12 protein-coding genes are annotated in these 19358 nt (G+C 44.6%); 8 read left to right on the top strand and 4 right to left on the bottom strand.

Features of this window, described 5'->3' with window-relative positions; genetic code table 11:
- Window positions 1-5 precede the first annotated feature (5 nt).
- A complete protein-coding gene (locus V6M43_RS16115; protein WP_039128343.1) occupies window positions 6-956 on the bottom strand; it encodes an NAD-dependent epimerase/dehydratase family protein in 951 nt (316 codons plus the stop codon).
- Between the two features lie 98 nt (window positions 957-1054).
- On the opposite strand from V6M43_RS16115, the gene kdsA reads away from it, so the two are divergent.
- Window positions 1055-1873, top strand: coding sequence for a 3-deoxy-8-phosphooctulonate synthase (gene kdsA, locus V6M43_RS16110; protein WP_332737026.1), 819 nt, complete (start codon window positions 1055-1057; stop codon window positions 1871-1873).
- 248 nt (window positions 1874-2121) lie between these two features.
- On the top strand, window positions 2122-6858 hold the full coding sequence (locus V6M43_RS16105; RefSeq protein ID WP_332737024.1) for a translocation/assembly module TamB domain-containing protein: 4737 nt from the start codon (window positions 2122-2124) through the stop codon (window positions 6856-6858).
- Window positions 6859-6862: 4 nt separating this feature from the next.
- On the opposite strand, the gene V6M43_RS16100 is transcribed toward V6M43_RS16105, so the two are convergent.
- Window positions 6863-8068 (bottom strand): bifunctional 3,4-dihydroxy-2-butanone-4-phosphate synthase/GTP cyclohydrolase II, encoded by a 1206-nt coding sequence (locus V6M43_RS16100; RefSeq protein WP_332737022.1) that lies wholly within the window; start codon window positions 8066-8068, stop codon window positions 6863-6865.
- Between the two features lie 236 nt (window positions 8069-8304).
- On the opposite strand from V6M43_RS16100, the gene V6M43_RS16095 reads away from it, so the two are divergent.
- Window positions 8305-11532, top strand: a complete 3228-nt coding sequence (locus V6M43_RS16095; RefSeq protein WP_332737020.1) for a TonB-dependent receptor — start codon at window positions 8305-8307, stop codon at window positions 11530-11532.
- A 77-nt stretch (window positions 11533-11609) separates the two neighbouring features.
- On the opposite strand, the gene V6M43_RS16090 is transcribed toward V6M43_RS16095, so the two are convergent.
- Together V6M43_RS16090 and V6M43_RS16085 are read right to left on the bottom strand one after the other, a co-directional pair.
- Window positions 11610-11912 carry a hypothetical protein gene (locus V6M43_RS16090; RefSeq protein WP_332737018.1) on the bottom strand — a complete coding sequence of 101 codons (303 nt, stop codon included), beginning with the start codon at window positions 11910-11912 and terminating at the stop codon, window positions 11610-11612.
- A gap of 201 nt (window positions 11913-12113) precedes the next feature.
- Window positions 12114-12938, bottom strand: a complete 825-nt coding sequence (locus tag V6M43_RS16085; RefSeq protein WP_332737016.1) for an alpha/beta hydrolase — start codon at window positions 12936-12938, stop codon at window positions 12114-12116.
- Window positions 12939-13042: 104 nt separating this feature from the next.
- Between V6M43_RS16085 and V6M43_RS16080 the strand changes: the two genes are divergently transcribed.
- The 5 genes from V6M43_RS16080 to V6M43_RS16060 are packed head-to-tail and all read left to right on the top strand — an operon-like array spanning window position 13043 to window position 19356.
- Complete coding sequence (locus V6M43_RS16080) at window positions 13043-13996, top strand: ATP-grasp domain-containing protein (protein ID WP_332737014.1); 954 nt, start codon at window positions 13043-13045, stop codon at window positions 13994-13996.
- 25 nt (window positions 13997-14021) lie between these two features.
- Window positions 14022-15134, top strand: a complete 1113-nt coding sequence (locus V6M43_RS16075) for a carboxylate-amine ligase (RefSeq protein WP_332737012.1) — start codon at window positions 14022-14024, stop codon at window positions 15132-15134.
- A 7-nt stretch (window positions 15135-15141) separates the two neighbouring features.
- Window positions 15142-16791, top strand: coding sequence for an amidase (locus V6M43_RS16070; protein ID WP_332737010.1), 1650 nt, complete (start codon window positions 15142-15144; stop codon window positions 16789-16791).
- 15 nt (window positions 16792-16806) lie between these two features.
- Window positions 16807-18444: an amidohydrolase gene (locus V6M43_RS16065; protein WP_332737008.1), complete on the top strand. Its 1638-nt coding sequence runs from the start codon at window positions 16807-16809 to the stop codon at window positions 18442-18444.
- A 57-nt stretch (window positions 18445-18501) separates the two neighbouring features.
- Window positions 18502-19356 carry a type 1 glutamine amidotransferase gene (locus tag V6M43_RS16060; RefSeq protein ID WP_332737006.1) on the top strand — a complete coding sequence of 285 codons (855 nt, stop codon included), beginning with the start codon at window positions 18502-18504 and terminating at the stop codon, window positions 19354-19356.
- Window positions 19357-19358 lie beyond the last annotated feature (2 nt).

Here is a 19358-nt window from a genome sequence, read left to right as displayed (position 1 = left end):
AGGGGTCATAAATTCTCCTTAAGATTTTCCAGCATATCAGCCGTCATCCTTTCGAGGTCATATTGGTGGTTCCAGCCCCAGTCGCGACGTGCAATAGAATCATCAATACTTTGCGGCCAGCTATCGGCTATATTCTGCCGGTAATCAGGCTTATAGCTCATCTTAAAATCAGGGATATGTTTATGGATCGCATTGGTTATTTCGCGCGGTGAAAAGCTCATAGCAGCCAGGTTATAACTGGTTCTCACTGAAATGCTCTCGGCTGGCGCCTCCATGAGTTCAATGGTTGCGCGGATGGCATCCGGCATATACATCATTGGCAGGTAGGTATCCTCTTTCAGGAAACATTCGTACTTTTTTTCTTCCAGTGCCTCATGGAATATTTCAACTGCATAATCCGTTGTACCGCCGCCCGGGGCTGATTTGTACGAGATCAGACCCGGATACCGCAGACTTCTCACGTCAACGCCAAAACGCTGGAAATAATAATTACACCAAAATTCGCCTGCATATTTAGAAATGCCGTAAACCGTGGTAGGTTCGATGATGGTATACTGCGGACAGTTTTGCTTTGGTGATGTAGGTCCGAATACCGCAATGGAAGATGGCCAGTAAACTTTATGCAGTTTCTCTTCCCGGGCAATATCGAGGATATTCAGCAGGCTTTGCATATTGAGGTGCCATGCCAGGTTGGGATTCTTTTCGCCGGTAGCAGAAAGTATTGCCGCCAGCAGGTAAACCTGGGTGATATTCTGGCGTATGACCTGAACATGCAGCATTTCCTTATTCAGTGCATCAATGGATACATAGGGACCGGTACCACGAAGGAGTTCATTTTCCTCGCGGAGATCTGAAGCGATGACATTACTATTACCGTAAATCTTTCTAAGTGCCAGGGTAAGTTCAACGCCGATCTGTCCGCAGGCACCGATCACCAGAATCTTTTCTTTGGTCATTTGCAATCATTTGATGGCTGCAAACCTAAGAAGGAACAATGAGATTTGAAACTTTCATGCAATCGATTACGTCATTGCCAGTGTTATTATATTTGCGCATGGAACAATTTCTAAAAGACCTTTTCAAAGGCCAGACATATGATGAAAAAAACTTCTTCCTGATTGCAGGCCCATGTGTAATAGAAAGCGAAGAGCTGCTTATGGAAGTAGCAGAAAAAGTAAGTACTGTCTGCAGAAGGTTAGGCATCCCCTATATCTTTAAATCATCCTACCGCAAAGCGAACCGAACCAGTGCCAGTTCATTCACCGGCCTCGGCGATGCTACCGGACTATCCTTATTAAAAAAGACAGGGGAAAGATTCAATCTTCCCACCATTACCGATATTCATGCACATGATGAGGCAGCACCCGCTGCTCAATATGCCGACCTCTTGCAGATACCTGCTTTTTTATGCAGGCAAACCGATCTTCTCATTGCTGCTGCAGAAACCGGTAAGGTGATCAATGTGAAAAAGGGACAATTCCTTAGTGGTCCGGCCATGAAATTTGCTGTTGAAAAGATCCGTAACGCTGGAAATGGCAAGATCATCCTTACTGAAAGGGGAAATAGTTTTGGCTACCAGGACCTTGTTGTGGATTTCCGGAATATACCCTGGATGAAGGAACACGGTGTGCCGGTGGTGATGGATGTGACGCATAGCCTCCAGCAACCCAATCAAACCTCGGGTGTTACAGGAGGAAATCCAGCCATGATCGGCACCATCGCCAGAGCTGCTCTGGCTTCAGGAGCCGATGGCCTCTTCATTGAAACCCATCCCAATCCGGCCATCGCAAAAAGCGATGGGGCCAATATGCTTCAGCTCGACAGGCTGGAAGGATTACTGGAAGAACTGGTGCGATTGAGAAAAGTGCTCTAGGATAGGCCCTGATAACGCCACGGTACATGCCTTTTTGCCCCCCATCTTTATCCTGAGCCAACAGGCTGTTAAAAAGCAGGACAGAAGCAAGGAAGAATATGCTTCTCGTATAATAATTTCGTTAGTTTATAAAAATAACAAGGGGCGCAAAGTAGCGAATAATTATTTTTACCCATAATTACCGGATCCTGAAAAGAGTACTCTCCATAATTGGCTACATCCTGCTTTCGCTGCTTTTATTGGTGGTGTTGATCTATTTCTCCCTGCAAACCAGGCCTGTTCAGAACTTTCTTGTTAAGCAGGCTGCCAGCCGCCTGTCAAAAGCCCTGAATACCGAGGTTAAAGTGAGCTATATAGATCTCGAATTCTTTGACAAACTGGAATTGAAGGGAACCCTCGTGAGAGACCATAATAAGGATACCCTTCTTTACGCTGGTGCCGTTAAAGTGAATATAACTGACTGGTTTTTCTTTAAGGATAAGATCGAGTTGAAATATATAGGACTGGAAAGTACCTACATTAATCTGCAAAGGCAGGATTCGGTATGGAATTACCAATTCCTCATAGATTATTTTTCTGCACCGCCATCAGCAAAGAAAAAACAACCCATCGAGCTATCGGTCAACACAATCGATCTTAAAAATATCCGGCTCCTGCAACAGGATGGCTGGCGGGGTGAGAATCTCGGACTGGCCTTAAAATCACTTCATCTCGAGGCCCGGGTATTCGATCTTAAAAACAAACAGATCCATATCAACCAGCTTGCCCTCGAGCAACCGGTTTTCTCCATTTATAATTATGATGGTAAAAGACCACCTGTTGAACGAAGGCCCAAAACCGGTATAGCACCGGTGAATGACCCTGATAATCTGCGTTGGAATCCCGGCAAGTGGGGTCTTAGCATTAAAGCACTCACCATCAATGATGGAGGATTCAGAAATGATGTGGAGAATGGCCGGAAACCCTTCTATTATTTTGACGGCGCCCACTTCGTATTTGGAAATATTAACTCCCGCTTCGAGAACCTCACACTCATTAATGATACATTTTCGGCTAACGTTTTAATCGCCACAAAAGAAAGAAGCGGATTTGAAGTAAAGCAACTCAAGTCAAAGATGAAATTTCATCCTGAGGCAATGGAGTTCAGGGAGCTTGATATAAGGACCAGCAAAAGCAGGTTAAGGAATTTCTTTGCCATGCGCTACGACAGCTTCAATGATATGAGCAGCTTTATAGATAAAGTGAGGCTTGAAGGAAATTTTGTGGATGCTGTCATCCATAGTGATGATATCGCCTATTTTGCCCCGGCGCTTAAGGAATGGGAAAAGCGCATATCCCTTACCGGTAAGATCAAAGGAACCATCAGCAACCTTAATGGCAAAAGGGTTATTGCACGCGCAGGGTCAAGCACCTACCTGAACGGTGATTTCACATTGAGTGGTCTTCCGGATATTGAAAAAACTTATATTGATTTCACGGCCAATGATTTCAGGACTACCTATTCGGATGCCCAAAAGATCTTTCCTGAATTAAAACAGGTAAGGGATCTTCGGATTGAACGACTCTCCTATCTCAACTTCAAAGGCAGCTTTACCGGCTTTATCCGCGATTTTGTTACCTATGGCACCATAGAAACAGCGCTCGGCACCATTCGCACCGATCTGAATATGAAGATCCCTGTCAAAGGAACACCCTCCTATTCAGGAACCATCAAGACCGACGATTTCCAACTGGGACAATTCATCGACAATAATAAGATCGGCAATTTCGCTGTTGCCGGAGATATTAAAGGAAAAGGATTTACCATGTCGGCACTGGATGCCAGCCTGGTTGGAACACTTCCATTTATTGAATATAACGGTTACCGCTACACGGATATAGCCATTGATGGTCAATTCGCCAAAAGGCTATTCAATGGAAACCTCGTAGTGAATGATCCACATCTTGAAGCAACCCTCAAAGGATTGGTTGATCTCTCCGGTAAAATACCGAAGTTCGATTTCAACGCACTTATTAATAATGCCAACCTGCAGAGTCTCAATTTTTCAAAGGAAGAGCTGGATATCAATGGAATTTTCAATGTAAATTTCACCGGTAATACTATTGACAATTTCCTCGGTACCGCCAGGATTGCGGAAGCCTCTATATTTAAGAATGGCCAGCGGATCGCCTTTGATTCCTTGTATGTGGAATCGTCTAGGCTTCCAAACAATAACAAAACTATTACTGTAAAAAGCAATGAATTTGAGGGGATACTGGCAGGCGAATTCAATATAAGCTCCCTTCCGGATGCCTTCCAGACCTTCCTTAACCGCTATTTCCCCAGTTATATAGCAGCTTCCACCAAAAAGGTTGATAATAATTTCAGTTTTTTCATCACCACCCGTAAAATCGACGACTACCTGGATCTTCTCGACAAACGTTTAAAGGGATTCAACTACGCAACCATTAATGGACGCTTGAACACCAAGGAAAATATTTTTGATGTGGATGCAGAGCTGCCCCATTTTGGTTATAATAATCTCGGCTTTTACGAAGTGAAACTGCAGGGAAGAGGAAATTATGATTCCTTATCGGTGGCCACCACCATCGGCGATATTTTTGTGAATGACAGCCTTCATTTTCCGGGATCACAAATTGCCATTACTACCAGCAATGACCTTTCTAAAGTAAACATCAAAACCAGCGCTAACCAAACGCTCAACAGGGCTGATATCTCTGGTGAAGTGCAGACCCTGAAAAATGGTTTCCGGCTTAAATTCAACCCTTCCTTTTTCGACATCAATAATAAAGAATGGACCATTGACGAAGGTGGTGAGATCATCCTGAGTAAAGACCTGGTAACATCTGATGGAGTAAGGATCTATAGTGGCGACCAGGAGATCCTCATAAGTTCTGCTCCCTCTTCCATTGGCACCGGCAATGATTTGAAAGTGGATCTTAAAAAAATACAGATCGGCGATTTTGCCCCATTCTTTGTGAAGAGTAACCGCTTAGAGGGTTTACTCACTGGAACAGTGGAAGTGATCGAACCATTCGGAAAATTACAGGTAGATGCCACCGCTGTTGCAGAACAGTTCAGGCTTGATGATGATTCTATAGGCACAATAGATCTTAGCAGCACCTATTCAAAGCAGTCTGGAAAGGTCACCTTCAAAACATTCTCCGCCAACGAAAATTATAATTTCGATATAACCGGTCTTGTCAATACCCGCGACTCACTTTCTGATGCTATTGATATAAATGCAAAACTGGATCACACAAGTATCAGCCTTCTTGAGAAATACCTTGGGGGAGTATTCAGCAAGATCGATGGAAAGGCTACCGGCAATCTCCGCATTGTTGGCCGGGGCAGTAACCTGAAGTACCTGGGTGATCTTGAACTCAGTGAAGGCGGCATATTGGTGGACTATACAAAAGTTTATTACCGCATTCCTTTGGCCACGGTGAAACTTTCGGATGGCATGATAGACTTTGGCAGGATACAATTGGAAGATACGCTTGGCAATAAGGGTGAACTAACGGAAGGGAAATTATACCACAATAATTTCAAGGACATGGCCTTTGATTTTAAAGTGCGGTCATCTAATATGTTGCTGTTGAACACAACCAGTGTGGACAATAAATTATTCTACGGTACAGTGATAGGGAAAGCCAATATGAATATCAGTGGTCCCATGTATGATATGACCATGGATATCAGTGGTGAACCTACAGACAGCAGCAGGGTCTATATTGCCACCGGTGCCAGCAGGGAAAGTGCCGAGGCTGATTTTATCGTTTGGAAAGAATATGGTAAGGAAATGGAAGCCTACCGCCCCTATGGAAAGGAATCCAACCTTACTGTATCACTTGATATTACTGCCAATAACAAGGCAACGGTTTATATGATCATTGATGAAACCACGGGAGATATCATTTCTGCGAAAGGAAATGGCAATCTTAAAATGCGGGTTGGCACCAATGAAAACCTAACCATGAATGGCCGCTATGAAATTGAGAGCGGTTTTTATGATTTCAATTTTCAGGCCTGGAAAAAGACCTTTATTCTCTTACCGGAAAGGAATAATTATATTTCCTGGAATGGTGATCCCTATGAGGCCACTTTAAAGATCGATGCCCTATACCAGGCAGATAATGTTCGTTTCAGTGACCTGCTGAGCAGTGGTGGATTTAGTGTAACTAATGAAGATGTGAGGCGCTACCGGGGACGGGTAAACGTAATTGCCAATATCTCCGATAAACTCACCCAGCCCCGGATCAAGTTTCAGATCGAATTGCCAGATAACAGTCCACTCCGAAACAATACAGAAGCACAGGGACTTATCTCCATTATCCAGCGCGATGAGAATGAATTGAACAAACAGGTTTCATACCTTATCCTCTTCAATACATTTGGTCCGCTTACGGCGGCAGGTAGTGCGCAGAACAACAGTGGATCTTTTGCCAGTGCGGCATTTGAAAGCCTGGTTGTTAGTAGCATATCCGGTTTCCTTTCCAATGTATTGTCGAACGAATTCTCCAAGCTGCTTCAGAATGTATTCAATGATAAGAGTCTGAAGTTTAATATGAATGCTTCATTGTATAGCGGAACCAATATCACCGGGCAGAACAATTCTTCCATCATGCTTCCCGACCGTACCAATATCAATCTTAGTGTTGCAAAAAGTTACCTCAATGAGCGGTTGACCTTTGTAGTGGGAAGTGCCATTGATTTTGGTATTGGGTCACAGCAGGCGGCAACCTTCCAGTTCCTTCCGGATGTGCAGGCCGAATACAAACTGACCCCCGACGGGAAATTCCGCATCACCTTTTTCTATCGCAACAACTGGAGTTATATAGCACAGAACGCGCTTCAGCGTTCAGGTGTAAGCTTATCGTTCCGCAAAGAGTTCGATCGCATCCGTGAACTGTTCTCCCGAAAGCCAAAGAAAACTATAGAGGATTTACAATCTCCCCCTTCCGATAGCACATTAAATGAATAATGGATTATTCTGCATCCAGAATGCGATGGCCTAGTTTGTCGCGCTTGGTTTTGAGGTACTTCTCATTATGGGGGTTCGACTTAACATTAATAGGAATACAATCAACGATCTCAATTCCATATCCCATTAAGCCGGCACGTTTGCGGGGATTGTTACTGATCAAACGAAGCCTGGTGATATTGAGGTATCGTAGTATCTGGGCCCCAACGCCATAATCGCGTTTATCCATGGGAAAGCCCAGATGGAGATTGGCCTCAACGGTATCCATACCTTCCTCCTGCAATTTGTATGCACGGAGTTTATTCATCAGCCCTATCCCCCTTCCCTCCTGGTTCATATATAGTACTGCACCCTTACCGGCTGCCTCTACCATTTCCAATGCCTTGTGTAACTGGTCACCGCAATCGCATCGCAACGAGCCAAGTATATCACCAGTAAAACAGGATGAATGGATCCTTACCATGATGGGCTCATCTTTTTCCCACTCACCTTTTATCAGGGCGATATGTTCGTTTTGGGTATGCTTTTCACGGAAGGCTACCATCTTGAAATGGCCATATTTGGTGGGCATGTCAACTGTTACCACTTCTTCAATAAGTGAATCGCGTTTGAGGCGATATTCTATGAGATCCTTTATGGAAATGATCTTGATCCCAAGTTTAGCCGATAGCACCTGCAGTTCGGGAAGCCGGGCCATAGATCCGTCTTCATTGAGAATTTCCACCAGAACCCCTGCCGGTTCCATTCCCGCCAGCCTGGCCAGGTCAATGGTGGCCTCTGTATGTCCGGCCCTGCGTAATACGCCACCCTTTTTTGCCCTCAGAGGGAAAATATGACCGGGACGGCCAAGATCGGATGGTTTTGTTTCCGGATCGATAAGTGCCTGAACGGTCCGGGCCCTGTCCTGGGCCGAAATACCTGTAGTGCAGCCATGACCCAGCAAGTCGACAGATACCGTAAATGCTGTTTCATGAAGGGCAGTATTACTGTTCACCATCATTTCCAGGTTCAGCTCATCACAACGGTCTTCCACAAGTGCTGCACAAATCAGTCCCCGCCCCTCTTTGCTCATGAAGTTTATAACCTCCGCGGTTACATGCCGGGCGGCAATTACAAAATCGCCCTCATTTTCACGGTCCTCATCATCAACAACAATCAGCATTTTGCCGTTACGGAAATCTTCAATGGCACTTTCTATACTGTCCAGCATACAAGATATTTAAGCAAAACTAACAATAATAAGTCTCTCCTGTTCAGAACGAGTACTGAGAGGTGGTGACGACCATCACTACTATTCAAACCCGGATGAATGATTTAAGGGTAAATGGGTAATATTCAATAGCTAAACATTAAAATACCGGATGGGTTACAATTTGTTAATATTGTCTTAACGGAGTTAGGGGATAATTCATTTTCTTTGCAGCAAATTTGTAAAACACACACATTATGTTTTTAAAGAGAATTGTCCGATTAGTATGCCTTTTCCTGGCATTCGCGATCAGCACAAACGCTCAGGTAACCACCAGTAGCATGACCGGTTCGGTTAAGGCTGCAACGGGAGATCCTCTTGTAGGAGCTTCTGTTACCGTGACGCATGTGCCAACAGGAACAGTCTATACCACATTAACCCGTTCGGGTGGCCGTTTTGACCTGGCCAATATCAATACGGGTGGCCCTTACAGGGTGCAGGTATCATTCGTGGGCTTTGAATCTGTTACCAGGGAAGACATATTCGTGGATCTCGGTGAAACAGAGCAGCAGAATTTTTCCCTCACAGACAAATCTACTGAGCTTACTGAGGTAGTTGTAGCAGGTGTTGCCCGTGCCCGCGAAACTGGAAAAGGCGGTACAGAAACTTCTGTGGGAAGAGATAAAATGGCAAACCTTCCAACGGTTGGCCGTAATATTTCTGACTTCCTCCGTTTTGTTCCCCAGGCTAAGATCACCGGAGATGGTGGTGTAGCTATTGCCGGACAAAACAACCGTTACAATTCATTCTATATAGATGGTGCTGTGAACAATGACGTTTTTGGTCTTGCTGCCAGCGGAACAAATGGTGGTCAAACAGGCGCGCCCCCTATTTCAATAGATGCCATCGACCAGTTCCAGGTTGTAGTATCACCTTATGATGCCTCTTTGGGTAACTTCACCGGTGGTGGTATCAATGCCATCACACGTAGTGGTACCAACGAAACACAGGGAAGTCTTTACTATTTCTTCCGTAACCAGGACCTCAGTGGTAAGACTCCCGGCGTTGATAAAGATGCAGCAACCAAGCTGAGTGATTTCAGCAATAAAACATATGGCTTCCGTATTGGTGGTCCAATTATCAAGAACAAATTGTTCTACTTCGTGAATGCTGAAATGCAGCGCGATGAACGTCCACAGCCTTTCAACTTCGATGATTACAGTGGTTCACTCACTAAATCGGATATAGACGGACTCTCTTCCTTTCTTATAAGCGAGTATGGATATGATCCGGGTGGTTATGAGAATAATGCCGAGAAGCTGGATGCTGATCGTGTTGCAGCCAAATTAGACTGGAATATCAACAGCCGCCACAAGCTCAGCCTCAGCTACCGTTATAACAGCGCTGAGCGTTATAATACAAGCAGAAGTACTGCACAGAATATCAACTTCTATAATAACGGTTATATCATCCCTAACAAGACCAACTCAGGATCATTGGAATTGAATAGCCGTTTCAACAAAGGTGCTAACAACAGGTTGTTGTTGACTTTCACGAATGTTGTTGATGACCGCGGACCAATTGGATCTGCCTTCCCAAGGGTTACCATCAATGATGGCAGCAACAGGTTGTTCTTCGGTACAGAAGAATTTTCTACCGGTAACAAGCTGGAGCAGAAGAATATTGCCATTTTCGATGTGTTCAAACTTTATAAGGGTAAGCATACATTATCAATTGGTACAGACAATGAGCTGAGTGATTCATATAATATTTTCATTCGCCAGAACTATGGATCTTATGTATTCAACAGCCTGGAAGATTTCTTAGAAGGAGAAAACGCAGCAACCTATAACCGTTCATATTCAGTTGTGGATAATGCAACGGGGGATGCGAGTGTTAATGCAGCAGCAGCCTTCAAGAATCTCCGTCTCGGATTTTTCGTAAACGATGAGATCAAGGTTACTGATAATTTCACCCTTAATCTTGGTCTGCGTGCAGACAATACAATCTACCTGGATGATCCACGTACTGATAATTTCTTCAATGATACTGCCGTAGCAGCCATCAGTCAGTATTATGACCTGAAGGGTGCAAGAAGCGGACAGATCGCTGATCCGAAATGGTCTATCAATCCACGTGTTGGATTCACTTACAAGATAGGTGAAGACAATATCACCATCCGTGGTGGACTTGGAACATTTACAGGTCGTGTGCCCCTGGTATGGCCTGGTGGTGTTTACAACCAGAATGGTGTGAGCCTTGCTGGTATGAATGCCTCTAACCTTGCATTCCGTCCTGATCCGTTTGACCAGTACACACTTGAAGATATTGGCCGTACGGCAAGGCTTCCATCAGGAGAAGTTAACCTGATTGCAAAAGATTTCCGCCTTAACAAGGTATTCCGTACATCACTTGGTGTTGATAAGAACCTGGAAGGTGGATGGAAACTGAGCATCGAAGGTGTATTCACCAAGAATATCAACGAGATCGATTACAAGCAGGTAAACCTGTTGCCTCCAACTTTAGAGTCTGTAGGTGTTGACAAACGCCCTGTATATGAACTTTCCGGAAACTTCCCTAAGAACATCCCGATGCGTCCTGATGGAAGCAATCCATATACTGGTGTTTTCCTTCTTTCAAATAACGATGGCAAAAAAGGATTTGCCTACAACTTCACCTTTACTGTTGACAAAGCATGGAGAAGAGGTTTTGCATTCAATGCAAACTATACCTATGGCAATTCAGTGGTAATGAATGAAGGAACAAGTTCACAGAACCTTTCACAGTGGAGGTTTATGGAAACTGTTTATGGTCGCAATTACATGACCCGCAGTACCAGTGACTTTGATATCGCACATCGACTGAATGCCTATATCGCCAAGAAGATCACTTATGCAAGCAAGATGTTGGCTACAACCTTCTCGCTTGTGTATAATGGACAGAGTGGCGCACCGTTCAGTTATGTTATGAGTCGTGGTATGATCCGTGACTACGACAACAACGAAGACAATGACCTGATCTATGTTCCGCAGAATAAGAGTGATATCATTTTCGTTCAGAATGGTAACCTCACTCCTGACCAGCAGTGGACGCTTTTCAATGATTATATTGAAAATGACGACTACCTGAGCAAGCGTCGTGGACAGTATGCTGAAAGAAATGGTGCACGTCTTCCCTTCACGCATGTGATTGACCTGAAGATCCAGCAGGACTTCAATATCCGCATCGCCAAGAAGACTTACCAGTTCCAGATCTCTTACGATGTGTTCAACTTCACCAATATGTTGAACCGCGATTGGGGCCGTCAGTATTTTGCGCTTAATGATAACTACCGTATCCTGAGCCTTGCTTCCAGCTATAGCTCAGATCTTACTCCACGTTATACATTTACGCCACCAACTAACGGTAAGCCTTACACCATAAACGATGGTGTTTTCAACAGCAGTCGCTGGACCAGCCAGGTTGGACTTCGTTTTAACTTCTGATAATAATCAGATCAATATAAAAGAGGCCGTCTCATATAATATGAGACGGCCTCTTTTTTTACGCATATACTAAAGGGTTATTCTGTATCCTTCATCTCTTTAAAAAATTCACGCACCAGTGAGGTGTACAATTTATTACGGGTCACATTCAACCTTAATAGTGCCGCATCCCGGGTGGCTTCATCACTTATAATACCCCGGGCATAATAATTGGCTTGCTCCATACGCTCGTTATTCTTCAACTGCTTTTCTGTTAATACCCGCTTGCTAAAATCCGGGTATTGGCTGAGGAAGGTCTTATCCCCTCTCTTTTTTATAACAATGTCCTTGCCTATGCGGCCGGAAGCAAGTTTCATTAAAAAGCTTTTAGCGATTGCCATATCAGTTCATTTTATGACTAATATAATTAATATCCTTGGGTTTTCCAAGGGTATTTTTAGGGTTATCCTAGGCTTTTATGGCCTGAAAACCCTAGGATAACCCCAGGATAACCCTAGGATAACCCTAGGATAGATTAAAGAATAGACATGATTTACCCTCCTTGTATTGTAGGACAGGCTAGCCAGAAAAACAGGAATATTTTATTTACCGAATGCCCATTTCAGGAATGCAGGCATTGCTTTGGCCCAGGTAGCCACATCGTGGCGGCCATCGGCAAGTTCGAGGTAGACCATATCATTTTCGCGGCTATATCCTTTGGCCACTAGTTCATCCATTAATCCCATCGTGTCTTCAATAGAATCGATGATGCCATTATTGTTACGGTCATTGGTTTCATCAAGGGTTCCGGTCATGAAGAAGAATTTCAGCCAGGGGGCATAGTTCCCTTTCCTTACCTGTTGGTGAATGATGCGATGTTTATCATCATCATATTCAGGATCATCCTGGTCAATATTACGCCACCATAAAGAGCCTGAAAATACTCCCACCCTGGTAAATTCATGGGGATGCGCCCATACAATATCAAGGGCACTCAATCCACCTAAAGAGAATCCCGCAAAAGCTTTTTCGCCAAACTCTGCGATGCCGAGTTTCTTACGAAGAAAGGGAAGCAACTCTTCAAAAATAAAATAGGTGTAGAGGTCGGCTTTATTACCCCTGTCCATATAATCGGGGATACCGGCGGTGCCATACTCGAGCCGGCGGTCTTCGCCTGCATGGATACCTACACATACTAGCGGGCGCAGGTGTCCTGACTTTTCCATGCCGGCCAGCATATCAGTGAGGCCCACCTTTTCCATGTCCTGCCCATCATTAATCAGTAATAATGAAGGATAGCTTTCAGGGGAAAGAGAGCGGGGACGCCAGGCGTCAACTTTTACTTTGCGATCGAGGTGTTCGGACCTTATTTCGAAATGCAGCTTTTCTATCGGGAGTGTTGTTTCTGGGCACATCAGTTCCTTCATATCGGTTTCTCTCGGGAATGTTTGTAGCGGATGAAAATAAGGGTTTTCTGCTAAATAATAGTATATTGAAAACAGTTAGTAATCATTAAACTGACAAGAGACTTATGAAAAAGATTGGCATCCTCTTTGGCCAGGAACGCAGCTTTCCGATGGCCTTTATTGAGCGCGTAAATAGTAAAAATATAGAAGGTATTGTTGCAGAACCTGTACGGATCGATAAGGTTATGCAGGGCGAACCAACTGAATATGCAGTGATCATAGATCGCATATCCCAGGATGTACCGTTTTACCGCGCCTACCTGAAAAATGCCGCGATCAGTGGCACAACAGTTATCAACAACCCCTTTTGGTGGAGTGCCGATGAGAAGTTCTTTAATAATGCGCTGGCCACTAAAATAGGCGTGCCTGTTCCCAAAACAGTTATACTTCCATCAAGGGACCTGCCTGCAGATACCACTGACCAGAGTTTCAGCAACCTTGCCTATCCACTCGACTGGGAAGGTATATTTCAGTATACTGGTTTCCCTGCTTACATGAAGCCATTTGCGGGAGGCGGCTGGAAAAACGTTTATAAGCTTACCAGCATGGATGATTTCTTCGAGAAACATAATGAAACCGGCGAGCTGGTGATGTTATTGCAGGAAGAGATCGTGTTCGATGAATATTACCGTTGTTATTGCATTGGCGGAAAGCATGTACACATCATGCCCTATGAACCCCGCAATCCGCATCACCTGCGTTACCAGGCTGATTTTTCACCGAGTCCGGAAAGGCATGCCCAGATGGAAGAGATCGTGCTTCGTATTAACCAGTATCTGGGCTATGATTTCAATACAGTTGAACTTGCACTTCGTGATGGTGTTCCTTATGCTATCGATTTCTGCAACCCTGCCCCTGATGCAGAAATAAAAAGTGTTGGAGAAGATAATTTTGCCTGGGTGGTAGAAACAGCGGCTAATTATGCCATTGAAAAAGCTATGTCATTTCAGCCGGGAATGGATAATCTAACCTGGGGTGAATATGTAAAAAGAAGCAGCAACAAAATACCCCTGATCTGATCAGGATCGAAAAACTAACTTGCTTATGTCATCTATCAATTACCAGCAATTTACACTTGGCGTTGAAGAAGAATATATGGTGATTGATCCGCAGACCCGCGAACTAAAAAGTCACGAACAGAAAATCGTGCTCGAGGGACAAAAGATCATAAAGGATAAGGTTAAAGCAGAGATGCACCAGGCCGTGGTGGAAGTGGGAACAGATATCTGTAAAAACATCGATGAGGCGCTTAATGATATCTCTATTCTGAGAAAAACCATTTCACAGGTTGCCGGTGAACTGGGTTTCGCCATGGGAGCCGCAGGTACCCATCCCTTCAGTCATTGGCAAAGCCAGCTTATAACCGACCATGTACGTTATAGCGAAATTGTAAATGAATTACAGGAAGCTGCACGCAGTAACCTCATCTTCGGACTGCATGTGCATGTTGGAATGGAAAATCGTGAGATGGCTAACCATATAGCCAATAGCACGCGTTATTTTTTGCCACATATTTATGCACTGAGTACCAACTCTCCTTTCTGGGAAGGAAGGCAAACGGGATATAAATCATTCAGGACAAAAGTTTTTGATAAGTTCCCACGTACAGGCATACCCGAATACTTCGCCACCATCGAAGATTATGACAATTTTGTAAAGATGCTGGTGAAAACCAATTGCATCGACAATGCAAAGAAGATCTGGTGGGACCTTCGGGTTCATCCTTTTTTCAATACTGTTGAGTTCCGGATATGTGATGTGCCGCTCACGGCGCATGAAACAATAATCATAGCAGCCCTGTTCCAGGCCATCTGTGCCAAGATCTATAAGTTGCGCACCAATAACCTGAATTTCATTCAGTACTCAAGGGCGCTGATAAATGAAAACAAATGGCGCGCGAGCAGGTATGGACTTGACGGCAGACTAATTGATTTCGGTAAGGAGGAAGAAGTGAATACCAGGGTACTGATATATGAACTCCTCGAATTTGTGGATGATGTGGTTGATGAACTTGGGAGCAGGCATATATTATCACTGGTTCCCAATTTACTGGAAACCGGTACTGGTGCCGATCGTCAACTTAAGGTCTACAATGAAACCAATAGTATGGTGGAAGTTGTTGATTATATCCGAGAGCAATTCCTCTACGGAATTTAAATATAATATGAGAAACCCAATAGTGCTATTACTGTTTGCGTGCATATCAGTTATGCCCGCAAGCGCACAGAAAATTGACACTGCAACTATCAGCAGTGCCTTGATTATTGCGGGACTGGACTTTACCGCTGCCGAAAAAGATTCCATGGCCGACGGGTTAAAAGATAACCTGAAAATGTATGAAGGCCTAAGGAAACAGCCAATACCTAATGACCTCGCCTACCCATTTGGCTTCCAGCCCGCGCTGGGTTCAGGAAGAACTGCGGGCATGCAAAAAGAATTCAACTGGCGCATACCAGCAAATACTGTACTGCCTGCCAATAAGGAAGACCTGGCGTTTTATTCCATCCCAGAGCTGGCATCACTGCTGAAAGCTAAAAAGATCAGTTCGGTTGAGCTTACCCGTTTCTTCATCGGGCGATTAAAAAAATGGGGAGATACCCTGCAATGTGTTATCACCATTACAGAAGAACTCGCCATGAAGGAAGCGGCTGCAGCTGATGAGGAATTGAAGAAAGGGAAATGGCGCGGGCCGCTGCATGGCATCCCTTATGGATTAAAAGATCTGTTTGCCGTAAAAGGATATAAAACAACCTGGGGTTCGGTTCCTTATAAAGACCAGGTGATCGAGGAGAATGCATTTGTGTATGAACAACTCCGAAAGGCAGGAGCAGTGCTCTGTGCCAAGCTAACGCTGGGAGAACTTGCCTTTGGAGACCAGTGGTTTGGCGGTAAAACAAAAAACCCATGGAATACAGCATATGGGTCGAGTGGGTCTTCTGCCGGATCGGCATCAGCAACCGCTGCGGGACTATTACCTTTTGCCATTGGCACAGAAACATGGGGTTCAATTATCTCCCCTTCACATACCTGCGGGGCAACAGGCTTAAGGCCAACATTCGGTTCTGTGAGCAGAACCGGTGCCATGGTGCTTAGCTGGAGCCTTGACAAAGTAGGACCCATTACCCGGTCTGCAGAAGATGCAGCAATTGTTTTTTATTATATAAAGGGAACAGATGGAAAAGACCCGTCTGCCACAGAGCATGCATTCAATTTTAATGCCGGCCGCGATATAAAAAAAATGAGGATCGCCTATGCTGAAAATTATTTCAAGCGGCTCGGCTCAGTGTCTTTGCAGTCGAAAGTGCTGGATCAGTTGAGAGCCATGGGTGCCAATATTGTGGCAGTAGATTTTCCGGATTCAACGATCTATCCCTACCCTATCATGGACCCCATCATCAGTGCAGAATCTGCGGCAGCATTTGATGAACTAACACGTAGTAACAGGGATGACCTGATCCGCCGGCAGGATAAGAATTTCTGGCCCAACAGTTTTCGGGTGGGAAGGCTTATACCCGCTGTGGAATATATAAATGCAAACAGGCATCGCAGTTTGCTCATGCAGCAAATGAATAAGTTCATGGAAAATTATGACGTAGTTATTGTACCTACCTACGGCGGCAACCAACTGGCGATGACAAATCTTACAGGTCACCCTGCTCTATGCATACCTGTTGGTTTTCTCCCGAATGGAACGCCGGCAAGTATAACTTTTCTCGGCAATTTATATGATGAAGCGTCGCTGCTGGAACTGGCAAGCGCTTTCCAGGGAGCAACTGACCATCACCGTAAGCATCCCGAAAAATTCACTCACTGATAAATAACAATGTTGATGTTTTTACGCAATCTTGTAGCTGCTGTAGCATTCCTTTATTTATTACCTGCATGCACAACTAAACAGGAAGCAGACCTGCTGGTGCACAATGCCACTATTTACAGTGTCGACAGCAGTTTCACCATCTATGAAGCGATGGCTGTAAAAGATGGGAAGATCACTGCCGTTGGAACCAGTGATTCACTTTTGTCAATATTTACTGCCAAAGAAACAATAGATGCCGGGGGTAAATTCATCTATCCCGGACTCATCGATGCCCATTGCCATTTTTATCGCTATGGACTTGGCTTACAAACAGCCGACCTGGTAGGAACAAAAAGCTGGGAGGCTATCCTGGATAGTCTGAAAAATTTTGCAGGATCGCATCCCGATGGATGGTTGGTTGGCAGGGGTTGGGACCAGAATGACTGGCAACAAAAATCATATCCATCCAATACAGAACTCAACAGACTCTTTCCCGACCGGCCGGTGATATTAACGAGGATCGACGGTCATGCTGCCATTGCAAACCAGAAAGCATTGGAGATGGCGGGTATCAGGGCTGGACAATCACTAACCGGTGGCGATATAGAAGTGAAGGACGGGGTACTAACGGGCATCCTTATAGACAATGCCGTTGACCTGGTCTATTCCAAACTACCTGCTCCTGATAAAACGCAAATGAAAGCTGCGCTTATGGATGCGCAGGCCAATTGCTTTGCAATGGGTTTAACGACAGTAGATGATTGCGGACTTGATTTTGAAGAAGTGCGTGTTATTGACAGTCTGCATAAAGAGGGGTCTCTGAAAATGCGGGTGTTTGCTATGCTTAGTGATAGCAAAAAAAATTACGAGGCCATCTTTAAAAACGGGAAAATAAAAACGCCATATCTGAATGTTAGTTCATTCAAGGTGTATGCCGACGGAGCATTGGGATCACGTGGGGCCTGCCTCTTGCAGCCATATAGCGACAGGGCCGGCCATACAGGATTTCTGCTCAGTAAGCCCGAGCATTTTGATTCGGTAGCAGCGCTGCTTTATAAAAAAGACTTCCAGATGTGTACACATGCAATTGGCGACAGCGGTAACAGAACTATCCTCAATACCTATGCGAAATACCTGAAGGGTTCAAATGACAGGCGATGGAGAATTGAACATGCACAGGTAGTGCATCCGGATGATTTCGCATTATTTGGAAAATACAATATCATCCCTTCCGTACAACCTACTCATGCAACTTCAGATATGTATTGGGCGGGTGAACGCCTGGGGAAAGAGCGCGAGAAAGGAGCTTATGCATTTAATGATCTGCTGAACCAGAATGGATGGATACCACTGGGAACTGATTTCCCGGTGGAAGATATCTCACCATTCAAGACCTTCTTTGCAGCGGTGATAAGGAAAGATGCAAATGGATTTCCGAAAGGTGGGTACCAGCCGGAGAATGCACTTAGCAGGGAAAATGCACTACGTGGAATGACCATCTGGGCAGCGCGTTCAAATTTTGAAGAAAACGAGAAAGGAAGTCTGGAGAAAGGAAAATATGCAGATTTTATTATGTTGGAAAAAGACTTAATGAAAATGCCGGAAGCAGAAATACTCTCTACTTCTGTTAACGCAACATATGTGAATGGACAGGCTGTATATAAGAGATAAAATAAGAACCGTAACGGATAACAATGCAGGCCTCCTGTGGTTGAAAAGAAAATTCTTATGTTTGCAGCTATGGCAGGGGCTTTGAGCAATATCAGGGTAGCGATCCTCGACCTCTATGAAGGAGTGGAAAACCAGGGCATGAGATGTATAAGGGAAATACTTAATCAGTATGCCGAATACAACCATGTTGAACTGGAATGGGACGAATATGAAGTAAGAATAAACAAGCAGGTACCCGATCTGGGCTATGATATTTATATTTCGAGTGGAGGGCCGGGATCACCACTCGAAAGTGAAGGAAGTGAATGGGAGACGGTCTACTTCAACTGGTTACGTATGGTGGAAGACCATAACAAATCAGCCGACGCGGTAAGAAGGAAATTCGTGTTTTTTATCTGTCACTCTTACCAGCTGGCCTGCAGACATTACAAGGTAGGCCAGGTTGCAAAAAGGAAATCAACAGCTTTTGGTGTATTCCCCGTTCACATGCTGGAAGGTGCGCATAATGAACCTGTATTCGCTAACCTGAAGGATCCCTTTTATGCCGTTGACAGTCGCGATTACCAGGTGATAGAACCCGATCATTCCCTTATCCGAAAAATGGGTGCCACCATCCTTGCCATTGAAAAAGAAAGGCCGCATGTTCCATTTGAAAGAGCGATGATGGCAATACGATTCAACGAATACATGGTAGGTACACAGTTTCATCCCGAAGCGGATGCCATAGGTATGAGTATGTACCTGCAACGGGAGGATAAAAAAAATACCGTCATCGCCAGCCATGGCTATGAAAAATGGGAAAGCATGATTGAACACCTAAATGATCCCGATAAAATTCTCTGGACCTATTCACAGGTGCTTCCCAACTTTATTGCACATTCAATTGAGCAGCTTGTTCCGGCGGAAGTCTAGTC

This window comes from Flavihumibacter sp. (assembly GCF_036676075.1).
In the GTDB taxonomy this organism is placed as follows: Bacteria; Bacteroidota; Bacteroidia; order Chitinophagales; family Chitinophagaceae; genus Flavihumibacter.
The sequence above is the reverse complement of the archived record's forward strand: the minus strand, read 5'-3'. Positions and strand labels throughout refer to the sequence as shown.

Coding starts and splice junctions, on each gene's coding strand:
- V6M43_RS16115 (WP_039128343.1), bottom strand. CDS start 956: ATGACCAAAGAAAAGATTCTGGTGATCGGTGCCTGCGGACAGATCGGC.
- kdsA (WP_332737026.1), top strand. CDS start 1,055: ATGGAACAATTTCTAAAAGACCTTTTCAAAGGCCAGACATATGATGAA.
- V6M43_RS16100 (WP_332737022.1), bottom strand. CDS start 8,068: ATGCTGGACAGTATAGAAAGTGCCATTGAAGATTTCCGTAACGGCAAA.
- V6M43_RS16095 (WP_332737020.1), top strand. CDS start 8,305: ATGTTTTTAAAGAGAATTGTCCGATTAGTATGCCTTTTCCTGGCATTC.
- V6M43_RS16090 (WP_332737018.1), bottom strand. CDS start 11,912: ATGGCAATCGCTAAAAGCTTTTTAATGAAACTTGCTTCCGGCCGCATA.
- V6M43_RS16085 (WP_332737016.1), bottom strand. CDS start 12,938: ATGAAGGAACTGATGTGCCCAGAAACAACACTCCCGATAGAAAAGCTG.
- V6M43_RS16080 (WP_332737014.1), top strand. CDS start 13,043: ATGAAAAAGATTGGCATCCTCTTTGGCCAGGAACGCAGCTTTCCGATG.
- V6M43_RS16075 (WP_332737012.1), top strand. CDS start 14,022: ATGTCATCTATCAATTACCAGCAATTTACACTTGGCGTTGAAGAAGAA.
- V6M43_RS16070 (WP_332737010.1), top strand. CDS start 15,142: ATGAGAAACCCAATAGTGCTATTACTGTTTGCGTGCATATCAGTTATG.
- V6M43_RS16065 (WP_332737008.1), top strand. CDS start 16,807: ATGTTTTTACGCAATCTTGTAGCTGCTGTAGCATTCCTTTATTTATTA.
- V6M43_RS16060 (WP_332737006.1), top strand. CDS start 18,502: ATGTTTGCAGCTATGGCAGGGGCTTTGAGCAATATCAGGGTAGCGATC.